The following is a 21936-nucleotide window of genomic DNA, read 5'->3' as shown; positions in this document are numbered from 1 at the left end:
CCGGACGTCGACGGGTCCGACTTCCGGCGCGGGCGGAACGGCGCGGGCCGCGGAAGGAAGGGCGCGGGCCGCGGGCGGAAAGGTAGGCCGGGCCCTACCGACGGGCCGCGGCCGGGGACCTAGGGTGGGCGGGCGCACAGGGGGAGGGACGCGATGGACGAGGGCTGGTGGGGCCCGGTGCCGCGGCCGGGGTTCCTGCGGTCGGCGGCCCCGTGGCGGGCGGCCGGGTACCTGCTGGCGACCGGGCTGACCGGGCTGCTGCTCTGCGCCGGGCTGCTGGTCTCGGTGGTGGCCGGCGGGGCGCTGGCGGTGCTGCTGGTCGGGCTGCCGCTGCTGGCCGCGCTCGCCCTGGTCGGGCTGCCGGTCGCGGCCTGGGAACGCCGGCTGGCCCGCTTCCTGGACGGCGCGCGGGTGCCGGACCCGCACCGCCTCCCCGACCGCCCCGGCCTCGCGGCCTGGCTGCGGCTGCGCTACCGCGAGCGGGCGACCTGGCGCGAGCTGGGCTTCACCGTGCTCGCCGGGTTCGTGCTCTGGCCGGTCGACCTGGCCGTGGCCGGCTGCGCCCTCGCCGTCCCCGGCTACCTGCTGGCCGCCCTCCCGCTGCTCCTGCTGGACGGCGAGCAGGTCAACGTCCTCAAGATCTGGCAGGTCCACTCGCCGGTGACGGCGGCCCTGTGCGGGCTGGCCGGCCTCGTCCTGCTGCCGTTGCTCGGGTACCCGCTGGCGGTGGTCGCCGCCGCCCGGGCGGGCCTCGTCCGGCTGCTGCTCGGGCCCGGCCGGCAGGAGCGGCGGATCGGCGAACTCGTCCGCTCCCGGGCCCGGCTGGTGGACGCCTTCGAGGCGGAGCGGCGCCGGATCGAACGCGATCTGCACGACGGCGCCCAACAGCGCCTGGTGGCCCTGCGGATGACGCTCGGCCTCGCCCGGCTGGACGCGCCGCCGGACGGCCCGCTGGCCGCCCGGCTCGCCGAGGCGCACCGCGAGGCGGGCGACGTGCTGGCCGAGCTGCGGGAGCTGATCAACGGCGTCCACCCCCAGGTGCTCACCGACCGGGGCCTGCCGGAGGCCTGCGCGGACGCCGCCGACCGCTCGCCGGTCCCGGTCACCACCCGCTTCGCGCTGCCCGTCAGGCTTCCGGCGCCGGTCGAGTCGGCCGGCTACTTCGCCGTCACCGAGGCGCTCGCCAACATCGCCAAGCACAGCGGCGCGCGCACGGCCGGCGTCGAGGGCCGCTACGCGGACGGGCGGTTGACCATCGAGGTGACCGACGACGGCCGCGGCGGCGCCGACCCGGCCCGCGGCACCGGCCTGACCGGACTGGCCGACCGGGTCGCGGTCGTGGACGGCACACTGACGGTCAGCAGTCCGCCCGGCGGACCGACCCTGGTGCGGGTGGAGATCCCCTGCGCCCCGGCTGACGGAGGAGCGGCCCGATGAGCCTGCGGATCGTGCTCGCGGAGGACGGCGTGCTGCTGCGCGAGGGGCTGGTCGGCCTGCTGGCCCGGTTCGGGCACCGGGTGGTGGCCGCCGTCGGCGATGCCGGGGCGCTGCGCGCGGCGGCCGAGGAGCACGCGCCGGACCTCGTCGTCACCGACGTCCGGATGCCGCCGGGCCAGACCGACGAGGGGCTGCGCACCGCCGTCGCCCTCCGGGAGCGGCGCCCCGGACTGCCCGTCCTCGTGCTCAGCCAGTACGTGCAGCGCTCGTACGCGGCGGAGCTGCTGGACTCCGGGGACGGCTCCGGCGTGGGCTACCTGCTGAAGGACCGGATCGGCCAGATCGAGGAGTTCACGGCGGCGGTCGCCGAGGTGGCGGCCGGCAGCACGGTGGTCGACCCGGAGGTGGTCCGGCAGTTGCTGCGCCGCCGCCGGGACCCGCTGGAGCGGCTGACCCCGCGTGAGCGCGAGGTGCTGGCGCTGATGGCGGAGGGCCGATCGAACGCGGCGATCTGCCGGGAGCTGGTGGTGTCCGAGGCGGCGGTGGGCAAGCACATCGGCAACATCCTGATGAAGCTGGACCTGCCCCCGGCCGAGGAGACCCACCGCCGGGTGCTGGCGGTGCTGGAGTTCCTGCGCTCCTGAGGGCCCGTCGACGGGGGCGTCGGCGGGCCCTACGAGACCGCCTCACGGAGCCTGCCGAACTCCGCCGCCAGGGTGTCCAGGGTGTAGTGGGCGTTGAGGCCGCTGGGGTTGGGCAGCACCCAGACCTCGGTCGTGCCGATGGTCTGCTCCTGGCGCCCGATCGACGCCGTCCGACGGCCGAAGGCCGTGCGGTAGGCGCCGATGCCGAGCACCGCCAGCACCCGGGGGCGCAGCCGCAGCACCCGGTCGGTGAGCGCGGCGCCGCCCGCCCGCAGCTCGTCGGCGGTCAGCTCGTCGGCCTTGGCGGTGGCGCGCGGGGCGACGTTGGTGATGCCGAGACCGAGACCGAGCAGCTGCCGCTGCTCGTCCGGGCGGAACTGGCGGGGCGTGAAGCCGGAGCGGTGCAGGGCGGGCCAGAACCGGTTGCCCGGGCGGGCGAAGTGGTGACCGGTGGCCCCGGACCAGAGCCCGGGGTTGATGCCGCAGAACAGGACGCGCAGACCGGGGGCGGTGACGTCCTCGATCGTGGTGTCGCGGGCGGCGAGCAGCTGTTCGGCGGTCGGCCTCGGCGCGGTGGTCGGCTTCTCGGTCACCGCTCCAGTGTGCCGGTGGGCGCGGCCGCCTCCGCGTCCGCCCCCGCCGCGTCCGCCCCCGCCGTCGCCGGGACGGCCACCGCCGCCCGGCTCGCCGCCAGCGACCGCGTCCGGCGCCGCTCCCGCAGCCACCGCACGCCGTACACCGCCGCGGCCGCGTAGGCCCAGCCGACGAAGACGTCCAGCAGGTAGTGCTCCGCCCCGTACACCAGCGCGAAGGTCATCGCGAGCGGGTACGCGACCAGCAGCACCCGCACCCACCGCGCGGCCGTCGGCCAGAAGAAGAACAGCAGCATCGCCGGGTACGCCGAGTGCAGCGAGGGCATCGCGGCGACGTCGTTCGCGAACTGGCTGCCGTTCTCGAACACCGACGCGGCCCGCGGCAGCCCGCTCTCGGTGAGCACGTCCGAGACCACCCGGGTCAGCGCCGGCAGGTGGCCCTCCTGGGAGGACAGCCACGGCGGCACCGCCGGGTACAGGATGTACGTCGCGAAGCCGGCGAAGGTCAGCACCAGGTAGCAGGTGAGCAGGTGCCGGAACCGGTCGTGGCGGCGGCGCCACAGCACCGCGAGGATCATGAAGACCGCGAAGAAGTGCGACATGTAGACGGTGACCGCCGCGTAGTCCCACCACTGCGGCGAGCCGGGCGTGTAGAGCCCGTGCTGGAGCCGCACGGTCAGCGTCTCACCGAAGCCGAGCACCTCGTCGAAGCGCTGCTGCGGCCACAGGTACGGGCCCCAGGGGGTGTGCGCGCCGTAGCCGCGCAGCAGCGAGTACGTCCAGACGACGGCCATCACCGGCACCCAGTCGCGCAGCACCAGCAGGAAGCCGCGCGCGCCGTGCCCGCTGTGCACGCCGGCGGCCACCAGGGCGCCCATCAGCCACAGGAAGACCAGGTCGTTGGTGTACGGCAGGCCGTACGCGCGCAGGTACCAGAGCAGGGCGGCGAGGTAGAGCGGCCACGCCAGCAGCCGGAGCCGGGCCAGGGCGCCGGGGCGCGCGCCGGTCCGGGAGCCGGTCGCCGGACGCAGCCGCCCGGCGCTCTCGGGAGGGGTGGGCGGCGCCGGGCGGAGCATTCTGGTCATGCCGGTCGAAGCTAGCAAGGCATTCTTGGAGAACTCTCGGTGCGAACGGCGGTCCGTTCAGGAAGGGCTCAGAAATGCCCCGGGCGGCGCAGCGGAGGCGGCCCGGGGTGACCCAGGACACGCGGAACAGGGCGCTCAGAACACGATGCCCAGCTCGTGCGGGGTGTTGTTGAACCGCCGCCCGCCCTGCTCGGTGACCGTCACGATGTCCTCGATCCGCACCCCGAACCGGCCAGGCAGGTAGACGCCCGGCTCGATCGAGAAGCACATGCCCGGCACCAGCGGCCGCTCCTCGCCCTCGACCAGGTACGGCGGCTCGTGCGTGGTGATGCCGATGCCGTGGCCGGTGCGGTGGATGAAGAAGTCGCCGTACCCGGCCTCGGTGATGACCCGGCGGGCGATCCGGTCGATCTCCTGGCAGCTCACCCCGGGCCGGACGGCCTCGAACGCGGTCTGCTGCGCCCGCCGGACCACGTCGTGGACCTTGCGCACCTCGTCCGGGACGTCGGGGCCGACGTGCACGGTGCGGGTGGTGTCGGAGCCGTAGCCGTCCTTGAGCCCGCCGAAGTCCAGGACGACGGTGTCGCCGTTCCCGATCACCCGGTCGCCGGCCTCGTGGTGCGGGTTGGCGCCGTTGGGGCCGGAGCCGACCACGGTGAAGTCGACCTGGCTGTGCCCGTACTGGATGAGCAGGGCGGCGAGGTCGGCGGCGACGTCGGTCTCCCGGCGGCCGGCGAAGGTGACCTCCAGGATGCCCCGGTAGGCGGCGTCGGCGGCGCCGCCGGCCGCGGCGAGGCGCTCCAGCTCGTCCGCGTCCTTGACCGCGCGCAGCATCGGCAGGGTCTCGGTGAGCGAGGTCCAGCCGACGCCCGGCAGGGCGGCCTGGAGCCCGAGCAGGTGCATCGCCCAGGCGTTGTCGGAGATCCCGTACCGGCCGGCCGGGTCGATCAGCGGGACGGCGGCGGCGTACGGGTCCTGGCCGTCGGTCCAGCCGACCAGCCGGAGGGCGGGGGCGCCGGTCGCCTTCTCGGCGTCGGGGCGCTCCAGGGCGGGGACGACCAGCGCGGGCTCGTGGCCGGCGGTGAGGACGAGGGCGGTGAGCCGTTCGGTGATCGCGGTGGGCTGGTAGCCGGTCAGGTGGAGGAGGTCGGGGCCGGGGGCGACGACCAGGCCGGCCAGCCCGGCGTCCGCGGCGGCGGCGGTGGCCCGCTCCAGGCGGGCGCGGTAGTCCTCGGTGGTGAACTCTCGGGGCATGCGGGGTCTCCTGGTGGGGGCTCGCCGACGGCGACGGCTGGTGGCTGGGTGCGCGTCGTGTGCGTCAACTCCATCATGGCCGGTGCGAGTTGGCGTAGTGCCGGAAGAACAGTGCCTCGACGTGGGCCATGTGCTCGATCTCGCCGGGGTCGACGCTCTCGTTGGGCGCGTGGATGAGGCAGCGCGGCTCCTCGACGCCCATCAGGATGATCTCCGCCTCCGGGAAGGTCGAGGCGAACACGGTGCAGAGCGGGATCGAGCCGCCCTGGCCGAGGAAGGACAGCGGCCGGCCGTAGACCTCCTGCGCGGCCTTGTCGAGTGCCGCGTACGCGGGCCCGCCGGTGGCGGCGCGGAACGGCGAACCGGCGCTCTCCGGTGTCACCTCGACGCGCACGTCCCACGGCGCGGCGGCCTCCAGGTGGGCGATGAGCGCGGCCTGGGCGGCGCCCGCGTCGGTGCCGGGCGGCACCCGCAGGCTGACCCGGGCCCGGGCGGTGGCCGGGACCGCGGCGGCGGAGCCGACCACCGGCGGGCAGTCGATGCCGAGCACGGTGACGGCGGGCCGGGCCCAGAGCCGGTCGGCGACGGTGCCGGAGCCGGTCAGCCGGACGCCGTCCAGGACGCCCGCGTCGGTGCGGAACTGCTGCTCGTCGTACCCGACGCCGCTCCAGGTGCCGTCGTTGTCCAGGCCGTCGATCCGGGTGCCGCCGTGGGTGTCGCGCAGCGAGTCGAGGATGCGGATCAGCGCCGCCAGCGCGTCCGGGGCCGGGCCGCCGAACATGCCGGAGTGCACGTCGCCGCGGAGCGCGGCGACGCTGACCACGACGTTGGTGACCCCGCGCAGCGAGGTGGTGGCGGTGGGGACGCCGATCGCCGCGTTGCCGGTGTCGCAGACCAGCAGCGCGTCGGCGTGCAGCTCGCCGGCGTGCGGCGGCAGGTAGGCCTCCAGGCCGCCGGTGCCCTGCTCCTCCGAGCCCTCGACGACCAGCTTGAGGCCGACCGGAAGGTCGTCGCCGAGCGCCCGCAGCGCGGTGAGGTGCATGACGATGTTGCCCTTGCAGTCGGCGGCGCCGCGCCCGTACCAGCGGCCGTCGCGCTCGGTCAGCTCGAACGGCGGGGAGGTCCAGGCGGCGTCGTCGAGCGGGGGCTGGACGTCGTAGTGGGCGTAGAGCAGGACGGTCGGCGCGCCGGGCGGGGGCGGGCGGTGGCCGACCACGGCGTGGCTGCCGTCCGGGGTCTCCTCCAGGTGGACGTCGCGCAGTCCGGCGGTGGAGAAGGCGTCGGCGACCCACTCGGCGGCCTGGCGGCACTTCTCGGGCGGGTACTGGCGGGGGTCGGCGACGGAGGGGATGGCGACCAGCTCGGCCAGGTCGGTCCTGGCCCGCGGCATCAGGGCGGCGATCCGGCGGGCGAGTTCGTCGGTCATGGTGACGGCTCCTCTGGGCGGCTGCCGGGCGTTCCGGCGTCGGGTGCGGACGTGTCGTCGGGTACGGAACATGTCGTCGGGCGCGGAACGTGTCGTCGGGTGCGGACCGGGGCGTCGGTCGGGGACCGGGGGTCGGTCGCGGTCGGTGCCGTCAGTTGCGGACGGTGTCGTCGAGCTTGAGGTCGTCGATCTTGTCCTTGATGGCGGCGAGCTTGTCCGGGCAGTACACCGAGAGCACGATCGCCTCCGCGAAGACCACCTCGCGGTCGGAGAGCACCGGGCGCTGGCCGGGGCCGGCGGCGCCGTTGGACATGCCGTACTTCCACTGGGCCTGCTGGAGCGCGCCGGCCGGGTCCTCGCAGACGGCGCCGCCGTCCTCGCCCAGGGTGTGCACGATCTGGTCCTGCGAGGGCACCGGGTAGCCGGCGGCGGTGAGCGCCTCGGAGAGCTGCTGGGCCTTGCGGTTGGCCTCGTTGGTCTCGTGCAGCTGGGTGTAGGTGAGCAGACCGGTGATCAGCATGCCGATCAGCAGGACGATCGCGCCGAGGTAGATCCAGCGGTGCCGGGAGGCCATCGGGTTGCGGGTCATGCCGTACCGTCCTTGTCCGGGCCGGGCCGGTCCGCACCGTCGGCGCGGCCCAGTTCGGCGGCCTCCTGGGCGGCGAGCTCGGCCCGGGCCTCGGGCGAGCGCCACTCGGGCTTGCGCAGCCGCAGGAACAGATAGGGGATCAGCAGGCCCAGGACCGCCAGACCGCCGCCGACGATCGCCACGTACGACCAGGCCGAGCCGCTGCCGAACTGCGAGGAGGGCACGAAGCCGATCGCCATCGCCGCCGCCGAGGCCACCAGGCCGGTCACCGAGATCGGCACCAGCGCGGGCGCCCGGTAGCCGCGCGGGTGGTCGGGCCGGGTGCGGCGCAGCCGGATCGCGGCGGCGAACATCAGCAGGTAGACGATCAGGTACACCTGCGTGGTGATCACCGAGAAGATCCAGTAGGCGCTGGAGACGTTCGGGATCAGGGCGTAGGCGAGGGCGATGACCGTGGTGATCACGCCCTGGGTGACCAGCAGGTTCTGCTGGATGCCCTCCTTGTTGAGCCTCTGCAGGAAGGGCGGGAGGTAGCCCTCCTGGCGGGAGATCATCAGCAGGCCCTTGGACGGCCCGGCGAGCCAGGTGAGCATGCCGCCGAGCGAGGCGGAGACCAGCGCCACCGCGATCACCGGGGTGAGCCAGCCGATGTGGAAGTACTGGAAGAAGGCGTCGAAGGCCTGCATCACGCCGGCCGTCAGGCTCAGCTCGCTGGACGGCACCACCCAGCTGATCGCCAGCGCGGGCAGGATGAAGATCGCCAGCACCATCGCGGAGGCGGTGAACATCGAGCGCGGGAACTCCCGGGCCGGGTCGCGCAGCGAGGAGACGTGCACCGCGTTCATCTCCATGCCGGAGTAGCTGAGGAAGTTGTTGACGATCAGCACCAGGCTGGCCAGGCCGGTCCACTCCGGGAACAGGTGGGCGGCGTCCATCGGGGCGGCGGAGCCGTTGCCCTGGCCGAGGAAGACGAGGCCGAGCACGACCAGCAGCGTGCCGGGGATCAGCGTGCCGATCACCAGGCCCGCCGAGGAGAGGCCGGCCACCGCCTTGGTGCCCCGGGAGGAGACCCAGACGCCGGTCCAGTAGAGCACCATGATCACGATCGCGGTGTACGGGCCGTTGCTCGCGAGGGAGGGGTCGACCACGTAGGCGATGGTGGAGGCCACGTAGGCGAGCAGGGATGGGTAGTAGAAGATCGTCATCGCGAACTGGCACCAGACGGCCAGGAAGCCCAGCGGCTTCGACAGGCCCTCCGACACCCAGCGGTAGACGCCGCCCTCCCAGCCGGACGCCAGCTCGGCGGAGACCAGCGCGGTCGGCAGCAGGAAGACGACGGCCGGGAGCAGGTAGAGGAAGACGCAGGCGAGGCCGTAGACCGCCATGGTCGGGGCGGAGCGGAGGCTGGCCACCGAGGCGGTGGTCATGAAGGCGAGGGTCAGCCAGGACATCCGGGGCGTGTCCGCCAGCCTGGTGGCCGCCGCGCCGGTGTGCCGGGTGTCCGCCTCGGTGCGGCGTCCGCCGGCGCCGCCGCCCGTGCCGCCTCCGTTGCCGCCGCCTCCGTTGCCGCCGCCGCCCGTGCCGCCGCCGCCCGTGCCGCCGGGCCGGCCCTGGCCGGACGACGGTAGGTCCATCGAACTCATGCGTCCTCCTGGGGTGGCCCGCCGGCGCCGGTCCGGGGGCCGGACCGGGAACGGGCCGGGGACGGGCCGTACCCGGCCAGTTCACCCGGTTGGCGATGGGGCCGCATGCGGGTGCGCCCGCACGGGTGAGCGACTGTCAGGAGGACGGGGCGGGCGTGACCGGCGGCTCGGGCCAGCCGGCGCGGCGCAGCGTCCGGCCGGCCGTCGCCGGGACCAGGCCCGCCGTGAGCAGCACGGCCACCGCGACGAGGACCGCCGCGGGGGAGAGGTGGTCGAGCAGCAGTCCGCTGCCGACCATCCCGGCCGGCATCCCGGCCGTGAACAGCGTCATCGTCGCGGCGATCACCCGTCCGCGGAGCGCGTCCGGGACCCTGCTGAACACCAGCAGGTCGATCATGACCCGCAGCGTCGGTATCCCCAGGCCCACCGTGAACAGCGCCGCGAACACGGTGACCGTCCCGCCCGGCAGCAGCGGCGCGAGCAGCACCGGGACGGTCAGCCAGGACACCGCGAGCAGCAGCACCCCGGGCCCGGCCAGCCGGTGCAGCCGGCTCACCAGCAGCGCGCCGGCCAGCGCCCCGACGGCCTCGCCGGCCAGTGCCAGGCCGATGCCGGTGCTGGAGGTGCCCTGGCCGCGCAGGAGGACCATCACCGGCAGCAGCATCGCGGTGCCCGCGACGTTGATCAGCAGGACGACGCCGAGGACCGGGCGGAGCAGGGCGTTGCGGGCGAGGTAGCGGTAGCCGGCCAGGGCGCCGCCCCGCGCGGCGGCCTCCCGGCCCGTCCCGGTCTCCGGCCGGCTCGGGAAGCGCACCAGCAGCGCGGCGGTCAGCGAGAGCAGCGAGGCGACCGCCGTGCCGACGAACGGCGCGCCCCGGCCGAGCCCGAACAGCGCGCCCGCCAGCGGCGGCCCGATCAGGCCCGCCCCGCTGATCCGCGCCTCGTCCTGCGCCAGCGCCTGCCGCAGCTGCTCCGGCGGGACGACCGAGCGCACCGCGATCAGCCGGGTCGGGCCGGTGTAGGCGATGGTCGCGCCGATCACCACGGCCACCACCAGGGTGTGCGCGACGGTCAGCCGGTCCACGGCCAGGGCGAGCGGGACGCTGGCACAGGCGAGCAGCCGGACGCAGTCGCCGACGATCAGCACCACGCGGCGGTCGTAGCGGTCGGCGGCCGCGCCGCCGTGGATGCCGAAGAGGACGGAGGCGCCGATCTGCAGCGCCCCGAACGCCCCGGCGAGCGTGGCGGAGCCGGTGAGCGCGAGCAGCAGCAGCGGGTACGCGGTGTCGGCGATCTGCAGGCCGAGGGTGGAGCCGGCCTGGCCGGCCCAGAGGGCCTGGAAGCGCCAGTTGCGCCGCAGGGGGACGGGGGCCACCGCCGTGTCCGGGGTCGTGTCCGGGGTCGTGTGCGTGGTCGCGGTGTCGGTCCTCATCGGCGATCTCCCCCTCCGGACGCCACTCACTATGACGTCATCATTCACGAATGCGTGAATGATGACGCCAGCGTGATCGATTGCGCAAGAGTGAACGCGCGATTGCCCGGGTCGGCGGCCATCTGCGAGGGTGGGCCCGTGGTCGAGAACGCCGAGAGTGCCGTGAACGCCGACGCGGGGCCTGTCGCCCCCGCCCCCGCCGTCCTCAAGGAGCGCCGGGTGGAGGACGCCGCCACCCTCAAGGCCCTGGCCGACCCGCTCCGCCTGGCGATCCTCGACGTCCTGATGGCCGCCCGCGATTCCGGACCGCTCACCGCCAAGGAGATCGCCGCCGCGCTCGACGAGCCGCAGACCAAGCTCTACCGGCACATCAAGCAGCTGGAGAAGGTCGGACTGATCGGCGTCGCCGGCACCCGGCTGGTCTCCGGCATCGTCGAGAGCCGCTACGCCCCGGCCCAGCTCTCACTGCGGGTCGCCCCGGAGATCTTCGCGCCCGGTTCGCCGACCCGGGTCGACGCCTACGACGCCCTGCTCGCCGCGATGGACCGGGTCCGCGGCGACTTCCGCGCCCACGCGGTCGCCGACCGCATCGACTTCACCACCTCGCGGGACGCCGGGGCGACCGGTCTGCCGGGCATGTTCTCGCACTTCACGTACCGGCTCACCCCCGAGCGGATGCGCCGGTTGCGCGGTCAGCTCGACGAGATCTTCCACGAGTTGAGCGCCGAGGGGGACAGCGACGCCGAGGACGCGGTGGAGACGACCCTGTTCGCCCTGCTCTACGGCGTCCGCCCCGAGCGGGCGGCCGACTCTCGGACTGATAGCCGACCGGGCACGGAATCGTAAACGCCGCGCGGACTGTCGGTGTCATGGTTCACGATGACTGAATGTCATACGAACTTCAGGCGCTGATCGGGCCGGCCGAGCTGGTCGCGGTGGCGGCCGCCGAGGTTTCGGCGGCCCGCCCGCGACCGCTCGCCCAGGGCCTGGCGCTGATCCCGGCCACCCCCGAGTTCCTGGCGGCCCTCCGGTTCGGCGACGAGGACCCGGCCTCCCCGGGCGCCGCCGGCTTCGGCTGGTTCTCCGACGGCCTCGAACGCCGGCTCGCCGCCTGGTCCAAGGCCGGCCCGATCGCCTGCGTGGAGGCCGACTACTTCGGCGGCACCGGCACCCAGCGCGCCGCCCTCTGGGCCGACGGCCGGCTCGCCCTGGGCCCGCTCACCAGCGCAGAACTCGAACCCTTCCCGCCCGAGGGCAGCCCGATCTCCCGCGTCCTGCGCCACCTCGGCGTCCACCCGGCCGACACCGACCCCGCCGCCCACGACGAGTTCGACGCGGCCGGCCTCGGCGCCCACCGCACCACCGCCTCCTGGGCCACCGCCGACTGACCCCCGGCGCCCGCCCCGCGAACGACGACGGCCCCGGCCGCACGCCCCGTCAGGAGCACGCGCCCGGGGCCGTCCTCCGCCTCAGCGGTAGTTCACGAACTGGAGCGCGAAGTCCAGGTCCTTGCCCTTGAGCAGCGCCTGGACGGCCTGCAGGTCGTCACGGCTCTTCGAGGTGACCCGGAGCTCGTCGCCCTGGACCTGGGCCTTGACGCCCTTGGGGCCCTCGTCCCGGATGATCTTCGCGACCTTCTTGGCATCGTCCTGGGAGATGCCCTCCTTCACGTCCGCGAAGATCTTGTACTCCTTGCCGGACAGCTGCGGGTCCTTGGCGTCCAGCGCCTTCAGCGACAGGCCGCGCTTGATGAACTTGCTCTGCAGCACGTCCAGGATCGCCTTGACGCGCTCCTCGCCGTTGGCCTTCATCTCGATCGTCTCGCCGGAGCGCTTGATCTCGGCGCCGACGTTCTTGAAGTCGAAGCGCGTGGAGATCTCGCGGGAGGTCTGGTTGATCGCGTTGTCGACCTCCTGCCACTCGACCTTCGAGACGATGTCGAAACTGGAGTCGGCCATGGGTGTTGGTCTCCTTGATGTTCTGGCTGCACTGACACGGCCCGTCCCACCGGACGCCCGCCGCCCCAGCCTATCCAGCCCGCCCCCGCCCCCGCCCGGGACAGCCACGCCACACCCGCCGATCCCGCCCCACCCGACCGGGTGGCGAACCACCCCCCGGCATCGGGTAAGGTTTACCCAGTCGAACGGGGCGAGCCCCCGGGAGGCGAACATCCTGGCTGGTTGCCCGAGCGGCCAAAGGGAGCAGACTGTAAATCTGTCGCGCAAGCTACGCAGGTTCGAACCCTGCACCAGCCACAGGATAGATGGAAGGCCCCCGGTTCACGGAGACGTGAACCGGGGGCCTTTTGTCGTTTCGGGGGTCACCGGGGGTGGGTGAGGAGGAGGGTGGCGGCGGTGGGGGTGTCGGGGGCGGTGTGGGTGGGGGTGGGGTGGGACGGGGGGAGGGGCGGGGGCGGGGTGGGGGTGATCCAGATGGAGCGGAGGCCGGCGGCGTGGGCGCCGCGGAGGTCGGTGGCGGGGTTGTTGCCGACCATCCAGTCGGCGGGGGTGAGGGTGCGGCCGAGGCGGGCGGCGGCGAGGTGGAAGATCTCGGGGGCCGGTTTGCGGGCGCCGGCCTCCTCGGAGACGCAGACGGCGTCGACGGCGGGAAGCAGGCCGGTGCGGGCGAGTTTGGCGCGCTGGACGTCGGTGGAGCCGTTGGTGACGACGGCGATGGTCCAGCCGGCCGCGCGGAGGGTGGCGAGGGCCTCGGGCACGCCGGGGAGCGGGTGGGTGCGGGCGGCTTCGTGGGCGACGTGCGCCTCCCAGAGGGCGGTGCCGGAGTGGGGGAGGCCGTAGCGGGCGGCGATGCGGGCGAAGCCGGCGGGGGAGCGGTCGGCGCGCAGCAGGGCGTGGACGGCGGGGGCGGCCTCGGCGGGCAGGCCGTGGGTGGCGCAGAAAGCGGGGGCCCAGGCGTCGGGGGCGCCGTCGCGTTCGACCAGGGTGTGGTCCAGGTCGATCAGGAGGAGAGGGGAGGACGGCGGGGGCGGGGAGTGGCGGGACATGTGCGGAGAGTAGTGGAGTCGATGGATGGGGCGTTATTGCGAATAGCTTGCAATTACGTGCGTCAGGCAGCACAGTGGTGGGGCAGGGTGGGGTCGGACCGTTCAGCTCGGCCGCCGCGCAGTGCTGATCGTCTTCCCAACCGGCGTCCGCCGGGACAGCGGTCCGCCCACCCCGCCCAGCCGCCGTCAAGGGCCCGTCAAGAGCGGGCGACGGCGCGTCAGGAACGCGTAGGGGCCGAGGGGCGGGACCGGCCGCCGGCCGCAGGATCGGATCAACCGATCGACTGCGGAGGTCCCGTCCGATGTCCAGCCCCCTCGCCCCGGCCGTCGCCGCCGAGCCCGGGCCCGAGCCGCCGGACACCGGCGACGGAGCCCCGGACCGGCACCGGCTGACCGCGCTCGGCGGTCTGGCCTCGCTCTCCCTGGACGCGATGGCGTCGGTGGCCTACGGGCCGGAGTCGGTGGTGCTGGTACTGGCGGCCGCGGGGGCGTACGGCCTCGGGTTCACGGTGCCGGTCACGGCGGCGATCGCGGTGCTGCTGGCGGTGCTGGTCGCCTCCTACCGCCAGGTCATCGCGGCCTTCCCGGACGGCGGCGGCTCGTACGCGGTGGCCAAGGCGCACCTGGGCCGGCGCACGGCGCTGACGGCGGCGGCCTCGCTGGTGATCGACTACGTCCTGAACGTGGCGGTGTCGGTGACGGCCGGCGTGGCGGCGCTCACCTCCGCCGTGCCGGGCCTGTACGAGGACCGGGTGTGGCTGTGCCTGGGCGTGCTGGCGCTGGTGACGGCGGTGAACCTGCGCGGGATCGCCGAGTCGGCCCGCTGGTTCATGGCCCCGACCGCCGTGTTCGTGCTCTCGATCCTGGCGATCATCGTGGTCGGCCTGTTCCGGGACGCGCCGGCGAGCACCGCGGCGGCCGCGGGTCACGCCTCCGTCCTCGCCGACAACGCGACCGCGGTGGGCGCCCTGCTGCTGCTCAAGGCCTTCGCGGCCGGCTGCTCGGCGCTGACCGGCGTGGAGGCGGTGGCGAACGCCGTCCCGTCCTTCCGCACGCCGGGCGTGAAGCGCGCGCAGCACACCGAGGTCGCGCTCGGCGCGCTGCTCGGCGTGATGCTGATCGGACTGGCCGTGCTGATCGGCCGCTTCCACCTCCAGCCGGTCGAGGGCGTCACCGTGCTCGCCCAGCTGGCCGACGCCTCGCTCGGCCACGGCGCCGGCTTCTACCTGGTGCAGTTCGCCACCGTCGTCCTGCTCGGACTGGCCGCCAACACCTCCTTCGGCGGCCTGCCCGTCCTGCTCCACCTGCTGGCCCGCGACAACCACCTGCCGCACGTCTTCGCCCTGCGCGCCGACCGGCAGGTCCACCGCCACGGCGTGCTCTTCCTGGCCGCCGTCTCCGCCCTCCTGCTGGTCGGCTCCGGCGGCGACGTCAACAGCCTGGTGCCGCTCTTCGCGATCGGCGTGTTCGTCGGCTTCACCGTCTGCCAGGTCGGCATGGTCCGTCACTGGTCCCTGCGCCGGCCCGCCCGCTGGAGGGCCAGGGCGGCGCTGAACGGCTTCGGCGCGCTGCTCACCGGCGTCGCCGCGCTCGTCGTCACCGGCACCAAGTTCACCGAGGGCGCCTGGGGCATCTGCGTGGCCCTGCCCCTGCTGGTCCTGCTGTTCGAGGCGGTGCACCGCGGCTACGCCCGGATCGGCGAGCGCCTCGAACTGGGGCGTGTGCCCGGACCGCTCACCCCGCAGCGCAGCCTGGTCGTGGTCCCGGTCACCGCCATCACCCGCCTCACCCGCGACGGCCTCTCCGCCGCCCTCTCGCTCGGCGACGAGGTCATGGCGGTCACCGTCGTCCACGAGCCGGCGGAGGCCGAGGCGCTGCGCCGGGACTGGGAGCTGTGGCGGCCCGGGGTGCCGCTGGTCGAGATCCCGGACGCGCACCGCCGCCTCGGCCCGCCGATCGCCGCCTTCGTCAACGAGCTCGCCGCCGAGCACGCCTACGACCGCCTCACCGTCCTCATCCCCGAGGTCGAGCCGGTCCGCCCCTGGCAGCGCGCGCTGCAGAACCGCCGCGGCGCCGTGATCGACCGGGCGCTGCGCCGGCACACCGACGCGGTGGTCTGCCGGCTCCGGATGCGGATGTGAACGGCCCGACGGGCCGGCGGCCCCCTGAACAGCTCGCCTGAACAGCTCAGCTGAACATCCCTCGTGAACAGCCCCCCTGAACAAATTGCAGGGATATGTCCCATGTAAGCGGCCTGATCTTCATATCTTGACGATGTCTTAACGCCCCCTCTTAACGCCCCCTCTTAACGCCTCCGAAACGCCCCCGCCCCACCCGGAACACTTCACCCATAGCGGCCCCGACCTGCGAAAACATCCCGCCCGTCCGTCACGGCGGCCGTCATGGGCACGCCGGAACGGCCCATTGCGCGCCCGTCGCACACGCTTACGCTCGCCGATGTGTTCAACGTGCCCCAGGCGCTCAAGCGCCTCGTGATCGGCAGGGCGATGCGCAGCGAGGAGCTCGGCGAGACCCTGCTCCCCAAGCGCCTGGCCCTGCCGATCTTCGCCTCCGACCCGCTCTCCTCGGTCGCCTACGCGACCCAGGAGATCCTGCTGGTGCTCACCGTCGGCGGCACCGCCTTCCTCTACCTGACCCCGTGGGTCGCGGCCGGCGTGGTCGCGCTGATGGCGGTCGTGGTGATGTCCTACCGCCAGGTCGTGCACGCCTACCCGAGCGGCGGCGGCTCCTACGAGGTGGTCTCCCGCAACCTGGGCGCCAACTCGGGCCTGGTGGTGGCCGCCTCGCTGCTGGTCGACTACGTGATGACGGTCGCCGTCTCGGTGGCCTCCGGCGTGGACAACATCATCTCGGCGCTGCCCTCGCTCGCGGACCACCGGGTGGAGCTGGCGCTCGGCTTCGTCGTGCTGCTGATGGCGATGAACCTGCGCGGCGTGCGCGAGTCCGGCAAGGCCTTCGCCGCGCCGACCTACCTGTTCATCGGCGCGATCCTGCTGATGGTGGTCACCGGCCTGATCCGGGTGGCCTTCGGGGACGCGCCGGTGGCGTCCAGCGCCTCGTACGGGATCGTGCCGGAGGACGGCAAGGACAGCCTGGCCGGCCTCGGGCTGCTGATGCTGGGGCTGCGGGCGTTCGCCTCCGGCTGCACGGCGCTGACCGGCGTGGAGGCGATCTCCAACGGCGTGCCGGCCTTCCGGGCGCCGAAGTCGCGCAACGCCGCCGCCACGATGGCCGTGATGGGCACCACGGCCGTGGTCATGTTCGTCGGCATCACCTCCCTGGCGCTGATCTCCGAGGTCCACATCGCCGACGACGCCTGCCACCTGACGGGCTTCGCCGGGGACTGCGCGAGCGCGCCGCAGCAGACCGTGATCGCCCAGTTGGCGGCGGCGATCTTCGGCGGGGACCACAGCGTCCTCTTCTACGCCGTCCAGGCGGTCACCGCGCTGGTGCTGATCCTGGCGGCCAACACCGCGTTCAACGGCTTCCCGCTGCTCGCCTCGATCCTGGCCGAGCACCGCTACCTGCCCCGGCAGATGCACACCCGCGGCGACCGGCTGGCCTTCTCCAACGGCATCATCGCGCTCGCGGTGGTGGCCGGCGGGCTGCTCTGGCTCTACGACGCGGACGTCACCAGCCTCATCCACCTGTACATCCTGGGCGTCTTCACCTCCTTCACGCTGTCGCAGATCGGCATGGTGCGGCACTGGAACCGGACCCTGGCCACCGAGACCGACCCGGCGGTGCGCCGCTCCGCCCAGCGCTCCCGGGTGATCAACTTCGCCGGCGGGGTCACCACCGCGCTGGTGCTGGTCATCGTGCTGCTGACCAAGTTCACCCAGGGCGCCTGGCTGGCCGTGGTGGCCGCGGTGGTGCTGTGGGTGATGATGCGCGGCATCCGCCGGCACTACGACAGCGTCGCCGAGGAACTGGCGGTGGACGACGCGCGGGCCGAGTCGAGGAGGCCGTCCCGGGTGCACGGCATCGTGCTGGTCTCCAAGGTGCACAAGCCGACCCTGCGGGCGCTCGGCTACGCGCAGGCGTTCGCGCCGGACTCGCTGGAGGCGCTCACCGTGGCGGTGGAACAGGACGCCACCGGGGAACTGCAGCGCCGGTGGCGGGAGCTGGACCTCCAGGTGCCGCTGAAGGTGCTGGACTCGCCGTACCGGGAGATCACCAAGCCGGTGGTGCAGTACGTGCGGGACCAGCGGCGCAGCAGCCCGCAGGACGCGGTGGCGGTGTTCATCCCCGAGTACGTGGTCGGCCACTGGTGGGAGCACCTGCTGCACAACCAGTCGGCGCTCTGGCTGAAGAGCCGGCTGCTGTTCACCCCGGGCGTGATGGTGATCAGCGTGCCCTGGCAGCTGACCTCCTCCAACCGGGCCAACCGGCCCTCGCGGCGCGCCCCCGGCGCCGTCCGGCGCGGCGAGCCCGACCTGCGCGCCGAGTCCGACCTGCGCGCCGAGCGGGAGAGGACGGCGGCCCCCGAGCGCGGGTAGGCGCCCGCGAACCGGTACGAGGCCCCGGACGGCACCCGCCGTCCGGGGCCTCGGCGCACCCGGTCACGGCACCCGGTCACGGCCCGGACAAGGGCCCGTATGGAGCCCGTCAACAATCGAACGGGCGCCGTATGGAGGGCGTCAAGAGAGCCGTTGACGCTCCGTGAGCGCGGTTGGCTGGCCATGCCGGCCCGCCGCCGGTGCCGCACCCCCTCCGCTTCGGCGCGGGAGACGCGGCCACCTCTGAACCACCGTGGTGGAGCCCATGTCCGATCTCATCTACGTCGCCGTCACGCTCGCCGTGTTCGGCGTCATCGCCCTGATCGCACGGGGGGTGGAGAAGCTGTGAGCGAGCGTAGCGAGCGAACCCCCAAGAGCGGCGCGTGGCGCGAAGCGGCTGCCGAGCGTAGCGAGGTGGGCGCGTGAGTGCGGAGAACGTCGCAGGTCTCATCGTGGCCGTCGCCCTCGTCGGCTACCTCGTCGTGGCGCTGATCTACCCGGAGAAGTTCTGACATGGGCTCGACTCTCGCGGGCTGGCTGCAGGTCCTCGCCCTGGTGGGCGCGCTGGCCCTGTGCTACCGGCCCCTGGGCGACTACATCGCCCGCATCCTGACCACCTCCAAGCACCTCAGAGCGGAGAAGGCGCTCTACAGGGTGATCGGCGTGGACGCCGACGCCGACCAGCGCTGGCCGGTCTACCTGCGCTCGGTGCTGGCCTTCTCGGCCGTCTCCGTCCTCTTCCTCTACGGCCTGATCCGCCTCCAGCAGTGGCTGCCGCTCAACCTGGGCGTGCCGCGGATGGAGGGCCACCAGGCCTGGAACACCGCGATCTCCTTCGTCGCCAACACCAACTGGCAGTCCTACAGCGGCGAGGCCGCGATGGGGCACCTGGCCCAGATGGCCGGCCTGGCGGTGCAGAACTTCGTCTCCGCGGCCGTCGGCATCGCCGTGGTGGCGACCCTGATCCGCGGTTTCACGCGCAACCGGACCGACCGGGTCGGCAACTTCTGGGTGGACCTCACCCGGATCAGCGTGCGGCTGCTGCTGCCGGTCGCGATCGTCTTCGCCCTGGTCCTGGTGGCGAGCGGCGTGGTGCAGAACTTCCACGGCTTCCACGAGGTGACCACCCTGGCGGGCGACCCGCAGGCGGTCCCGGGCGGGACGGTGGCCTCGCAGGAGGTCATCAAGCTGCTGGGCACCAACGGCGGCGGCTTCTACAACGCCAACTCGGCGCACCCCTTCGAGAACCCGAGCGGCTTCTCCAACCTGGTCGAGGTCTTCCTCATCCTGCTGATCCCGTTCGCGCTGCCGCGCGCCTTCGGCCGGATGGTCGGCGACCACCGCCAGGGCTACGCGATCGTCTCGGTGATGGCGCTGTTCTGGATCGCCTCGACGGCGCTGATCACCTTCTCCGAGTCGCAGCACGCGGGCAGCGCCCTGCAGGCGGCCGGCGGGGCGCTGGAGGGCAAGGAGCAGCGCTTCGGCATCGCGGCCAGCTCGATGTTCGCGGCGTCGACGACGCTGACCTCGACCGGCGCGGTGAACTCCTTCCACGACTCGTACACCGCGTTCGGCGGCGGTCTGACGATGTTCGACATGATGCTGGGCGAGATCGCGCCCGGCGGTGTGGGCTCGGGCCTGTACGGGATGCTGGTGCTGGCGGTCGTGGCGGTCTTCGTGGCCGGCCTGATGGTCGGACGCACCCCGGAGTACCTGGGCAAGAAGCTGGGCGGGCGGGAGATGAAGTTCGCCTCCCTCTACATCCTGACCACCCCGACCATCGTGCTGGTGGGCACGGGTGTGGCGATGGCGCTGCCGGGCGAGCGGGCCGGGATGCTGAACACCGGTGCCCACGGCTTCTCCGAGGTGCTGTACGCGTTCACCTCGGGCGCGAACAACAACGGCTCGGCGTTCGGCGGCATCACCGTGAACACCGACTGGTACGACACCGCGATCGGCCTCGCGATGGTCTTCGGCCGGTTCGTGCCGATGGTCTTCGTCCTCGCCCTGGCCGGCGCGCTCGCGCAGCAGCAGCCGGTCCCCGCCACCCCGGGCACCCTGCCCACCCACAAGCCGCTGTTCGTGGGCCTGCTGTCGGGCGTCGTCCTGATCGTCGTCGGCCTCACCTACTTCCCGGCCCTGGCTCTCGGGCCGATCGCGGAAGGTCTCTCCTGATGTCGTCCACCCTTGCTGAGAAGCCGGCCCCGCAGCCGGAGACGGCGCCCGCCGAGGCGCCGCACAGAGCGGCCAGCGGCCTGCTGGACCCCAAGCTGATCGTGGCGTCCCTCCCGGACGCGGTGAAGAAGCTCGACCCCCGGGTGATGGTCAAGAACCCGGTGATGTTCGTGGTCGAGGTCGGCTCGATCGTCACCACCGTCTCCGCGATAGCCGACCCGAGCGTGTTCGCCTGGTCGATCACGGTGTGGCTCTGGCTGACCACCGTCTTCGCCAACCTGGCCGAGGCGGTCGCCGAGGGCCGCGGCAAGGCGCAGGCGGACACCCTGCGCCGCACCAAGACCGACACCCTGGCCCGCCGGCTGACCGACTGGCCGGCGTCCCGGGCCGAGGAGGAGGTGGCCGGCACCGCGCTGCGGCTCGGCGACCACGTGGTGGTCGAGGCCGGCCAGATCATCCCCGGCGACGGCGACGTCGTCGAGGGCGTCGCCTCGGTCGACGAGTCGGCGATCACCGGCGAGTCCGCTCCGGTGATCCGCGAGTCGGGCGGTGACCGCTCCGCGGTGACCGGCGGCACCAAGGTGCTGTCCGACCGGATCGTGGTGAAGATCTCCTCCGAGCCCGGCAAGACCTTCATCGACCGGATGATCGCCCTGGTCGAGGGCGCCGCCCGGCAGAAGACGCCCAACGAGATCGCGCTCAACATCCTGCTGGCCTCGCTGACCATCGTCTTCCTGATCGCGGTCGTCACCCTGCAGCCGATGGCGACCTACGCGGGCGCCCCGCAGTCGATGATCGTGCTGGTCGCGCTGATCGTGGCGCTGATCCCGACCACCATCGGCGCGCTGCTCTCGGCGATCGGCATCGCCGGTATGGACCGGCTGGTGCAGCGCAACGTGCTGGCGATGTCCGGCCGGGCCGTCGAGGCCGCCGGCGACGTCAACACCCTGCTGCTCGACAAGACCGGCACCATCACCCTCGGCAACCGCCAGGCCTCCGAGTTCCTCTCGGTGACCGGCGTGTCCACCGACGAACTGGCCGACGCCGCCCAGCTCTCCTCGCTGGCCGACGAGACGCCGGAGGGCCGCTCGATCGTCGTCCTCGCCAAGACCGGCTACGGCCTGCGGGCCCGCGCCCAGGGCGAGCTGACCCACGCCACCTGGGTGCCGTTCACGGCGCAGACCCGGATGTCCGGCGTCGACCTGGACGAACCCGAAGGCGTCCACCAGGTCCGCAAGGGCGCGGCCGCGGCCGTCGCCGCCTGGGTCACCGGCAACGGCGGCACCGTCACCGACGAGGTCTCCTCCCTGGTCGACGGCATCTCCGGGGCCGGCGGCACCCCGCTGGTCGTCGCCACCAGGATCGCCGACGCCCCGGCCCGCGTCCTCGGTGTCATCCACCTCAAGGACGTGGTCAAGGAGGGCATGCGCGAGCGGTTCGACGAACTGCGCCGGATGGGCATCAGGACCGTCATGATCACCGGCGACAACCCGCTGACCGCCCGGGCGATCGCGGAGGAGGCGGGCGTGGACGACTTCCTCGCCGAGGCCACCCCCGAGGACAAGATGGCCCTGATCAAGAAGGAGCAGGCCGGCGGCAAGCTGGTCGCGATGACGGGCGACGGCACCAACGACGCCCCCGCCCTCGCCCAGGCCGACGTCGGTGTCGCGATGAACACCGGCACCATGGCGGCCAAGGAGGCCGGCAACATGGTCGACCTGGACTCCAACCCCACCAAGCTGATCGAGATCGTCGAGATCGGCAAGCAGCTCCTCATCACCCGCGGCGCCCTGACCACCTTCTCCATCGCCAACGACGTCGCCAAGTACTTCGCGATCATCCCGGCGATGTTCGCGGCGGTCTACCCGGGCCTGGAGAAGCTGAACATCATGCACCTGCACAGCCCGCAGTCCGCGATCACCTCGGCGATCATCTTCAACGCCCTGGTCATCATCGGCCTCATCCCGCTGGCCCTGCGCGGCGTGCGCTACCGCCCCACCGACGCCGGCTCCCTGCTGCGCCGCAACATCGGCCTCTACGGCTTCGGCGGCCTGGTCGTCCCGTTCGTCGGCATCAAACTGATCGACCTGGTCGTCCAGTTCATCCCCGGCCTCAACTAGCAAGAGAGGAGAAC

At 73.2% G+C, this 21936-nt stretch carries 18 protein-coding genes and 1 tRNA gene; 10 read left to right on the top strand and 9 right to left on the bottom strand.

Features of this window, described 5'->3' with window-relative positions:
- Window positions 1-153 precede the first annotated feature (153 nt).
- Both ABT238_RS02390 and ABT238_RS02385 read left to right on the top strand, forming a co-directional pair.
- Window positions 154-1437 (top strand): sensor histidine kinase, encoded by a 1284-nt coding sequence (locus ABT238_RS02390; RefSeq protein ID WP_350755282.1) that lies wholly within the window; start codon window positions 154-156, stop codon window positions 1435-1437.
- Entirely contained in the window at window positions 1434-2081 is a 648-nt protein-coding gene (locus ABT238_RS02385) for a response regulator (RefSeq protein ID WP_350755280.1), read from the top strand. Before ABT238_RS02390 ends, ABT238_RS02385 begins: the two co-directional genes overlap by 4 nt.
- A gap of 29 nt (window positions 2082-2110) precedes the next feature.
- On the opposite strand, the gene mug is transcribed toward ABT238_RS02385, so the two are convergent.
- The 7 genes from mug to ABT238_RS02350 all read right to left on the bottom strand — a co-directional run bounded on the left by mug (window position 2111) and on the right by ABT238_RS02350 (window position 10103).
- Window positions 2111-2674, bottom strand: coding sequence for a G/U mismatch-specific DNA glycosylase (mug, locus tag ABT238_RS02380; RefSeq protein ID WP_350561765.1), 564 nt, complete (start codon window positions 2672-2674; stop codon window positions 2111-2113).
- Window positions 2671-3759, bottom strand: coding sequence for a phosphatase PAP2 family protein (locus ABT238_RS02375; RefSeq protein WP_350561767.1), 1089 nt, complete (start codon window positions 3757-3759; stop codon window positions 2671-2673). The genes mug and ABT238_RS02375 overlap by 4 nt, the downstream gene beginning before the upstream one ends.
- Window positions 3760-3894: 135 nt before the next feature.
- Window positions 3895-5013, bottom strand: a complete 1119-nt coding sequence (locus tag ABT238_RS02370) for a M24 family metallopeptidase (RefSeq protein ID WP_350755278.1) — start codon at window positions 5011-5013, stop codon at window positions 3895-3897.
- Window positions 5014-5086: 73 nt separating this feature from the next.
- Window positions 5087-6439, bottom strand: a complete 1353-nt coding sequence (locus ABT238_RS02365; protein ID WP_350561771.1) for a dipeptidase — start codon at window positions 6437-6439, stop codon at window positions 5087-5089.
- A gap of 151 nt (window positions 6440-6590) precedes the next feature.
- A complete protein-coding gene (locus ABT238_RS02360; protein ID WP_350561773.1) occupies window positions 6591-7028 on the bottom strand; it encodes a hypothetical protein in 438 nt (145 codons plus the stop codon).
- Window positions 7025-8479 (bottom strand): glutamate/gamma-aminobutyrate antiporter GadC, encoded by a 1455-nt coding sequence (gene gadC / locus ABT238_RS02355; RefSeq protein ID WP_350561965.1) that lies wholly within the window; start codon window positions 8477-8479, stop codon window positions 7025-7027. Before gadC ends, ABT238_RS02360 begins: the two co-directional genes overlap by 4 nt.
- 328 nt (window positions 8480-8807) lie before the next feature.
- On the bottom strand, window positions 8808-10103 hold the full coding sequence (locus tag ABT238_RS02350) for an MFS transporter (RefSeq protein WP_350755276.1): 1296 nt from the start codon (window positions 10101-10103) through the stop codon (window positions 8808-8810).
- 138 nt (window positions 10104-10241) lie between these two features.
- Here ABT238_RS02350 and ABT238_RS02345 point away from each other — a divergent pair, with 138 nt between their 5' ends.
- Window positions 10242-10949 (top strand): ArsR/SmtB family transcription factor, encoded by a 708-nt coding sequence (locus ABT238_RS02345; protein WP_350561777.1) that lies wholly within the window; start codon window positions 10242-10244, stop codon window positions 10947-10949.
- 41 nt (window positions 10950-10990) lie between these two features.
- On the top strand, window positions 10991-11491 hold the full coding sequence (locus ABT238_RS02340) for a hypothetical protein (protein ID WP_350561779.1): 501 nt from the start codon (window positions 10991-10993) through the stop codon (window positions 11489-11491).
- An 81-nt stretch (window positions 11492-11572) separates the two neighbouring features.
- Here the strand turns inward: ABT238_RS02340 and ABT238_RS02335 are convergent, their stop codons facing one another.
- Window positions 11573-12061, bottom strand: coding sequence for a YajQ family cyclic di-GMP-binding protein (locus tag ABT238_RS02335; protein WP_350561781.1), 489 nt, complete (start codon window positions 12059-12061; stop codon window positions 11573-11575).
- Window positions 12062-12277: 216 nt separating this feature from the next.
- On the opposite strand from ABT238_RS02335, the gene ABT238_RS02330 reads away from it, so the two are divergent.
- A tRNA-Tyr gene (locus ABT238_RS02330) sits at window positions 12278-12358 on the top strand.
- A gap of 65 nt (window positions 12359-12423) precedes the next feature.
- Here the strand turns inward: ABT238_RS02330 and ABT238_RS02325 are convergent.
- A complete protein-coding gene (locus ABT238_RS02325) occupies window positions 12424-13107 on the bottom strand; it encodes an HAD family hydrolase (protein ID WP_350755274.1) in 684 nt (227 codons plus the stop codon).
- Between the two features lie 302 nt (window positions 13108-13409).
- Between ABT238_RS02325 and ABT238_RS02320 the strand changes: the two genes are divergently transcribed.
- The 5 genes from ABT238_RS02320 to kdpB all read left to right on the top strand — a co-directional run bounded on the left by ABT238_RS02320 (window position 13410) and on the right by kdpB (window position 21922).
- Window positions 13410-15248 carry an APC family permease gene (locus ABT238_RS02320; protein WP_350755272.1) on the top strand — a complete coding sequence of 613 codons (1839 nt, stop codon included), beginning with the start codon at window positions 13410-13412 and terminating at the stop codon, window positions 15246-15248.
- Between the two features lie 366 nt (window positions 15249-15614).
- Window positions 15615-17627, top strand: a complete 2013-nt coding sequence (locus ABT238_RS02315; RefSeq protein WP_350755417.1) for an APC family permease — start codon at window positions 15615-15617, stop codon at window positions 17625-17627.
- Between the two features lie 422 nt (window positions 17628-18049).
- Window positions 18050-18139: a K(+)-transporting ATPase subunit F gene (gene kdpF / locus ABT238_RS02310; RefSeq protein WP_238863773.1), complete on the top strand. Its 90-nt coding sequence runs from the start codon at window positions 18050-18052 to the stop codon at window positions 18137-18139.
- 1 nt (window position 18140) lies between these two features.
- Window positions 18141-19802, top strand: coding sequence for a potassium-transporting ATPase subunit KdpA (gene kdpA, locus ABT238_RS02305; protein ID WP_350561823.1), 1662 nt, complete (start codon window positions 18141-18143; stop codon window positions 19800-19802).
- Window positions 19802-21922 carry a potassium-transporting ATPase subunit KdpB gene (kdpB, locus tag ABT238_RS02300; protein WP_350561825.1) on the top strand — a complete coding sequence of 707 codons (2121 nt, stop codon included), beginning with the start codon at window positions 19802-19804 and terminating at the stop codon, window positions 21920-21922. Before kdpA ends, kdpB begins: the two co-directional genes overlap by 1 nt.
- The last annotated feature ends 14 nt before the right edge of the window (window positions 21923-21936 follow it).

It is taken from the genome of Kitasatospora sp. NPDC001527 (genome assembly GCF_040298605.1).
In the GTDB taxonomy this organism is placed as follows: domain Bacteria; phylum Actinomycetota; class Actinomycetes; order Streptomycetales; family Streptomycetaceae; genus Kitasatospora.
The sequence above is the reverse complement of the archived record's forward strand: the minus strand, read 5'-3'. Positions and strand labels throughout refer to the sequence as shown.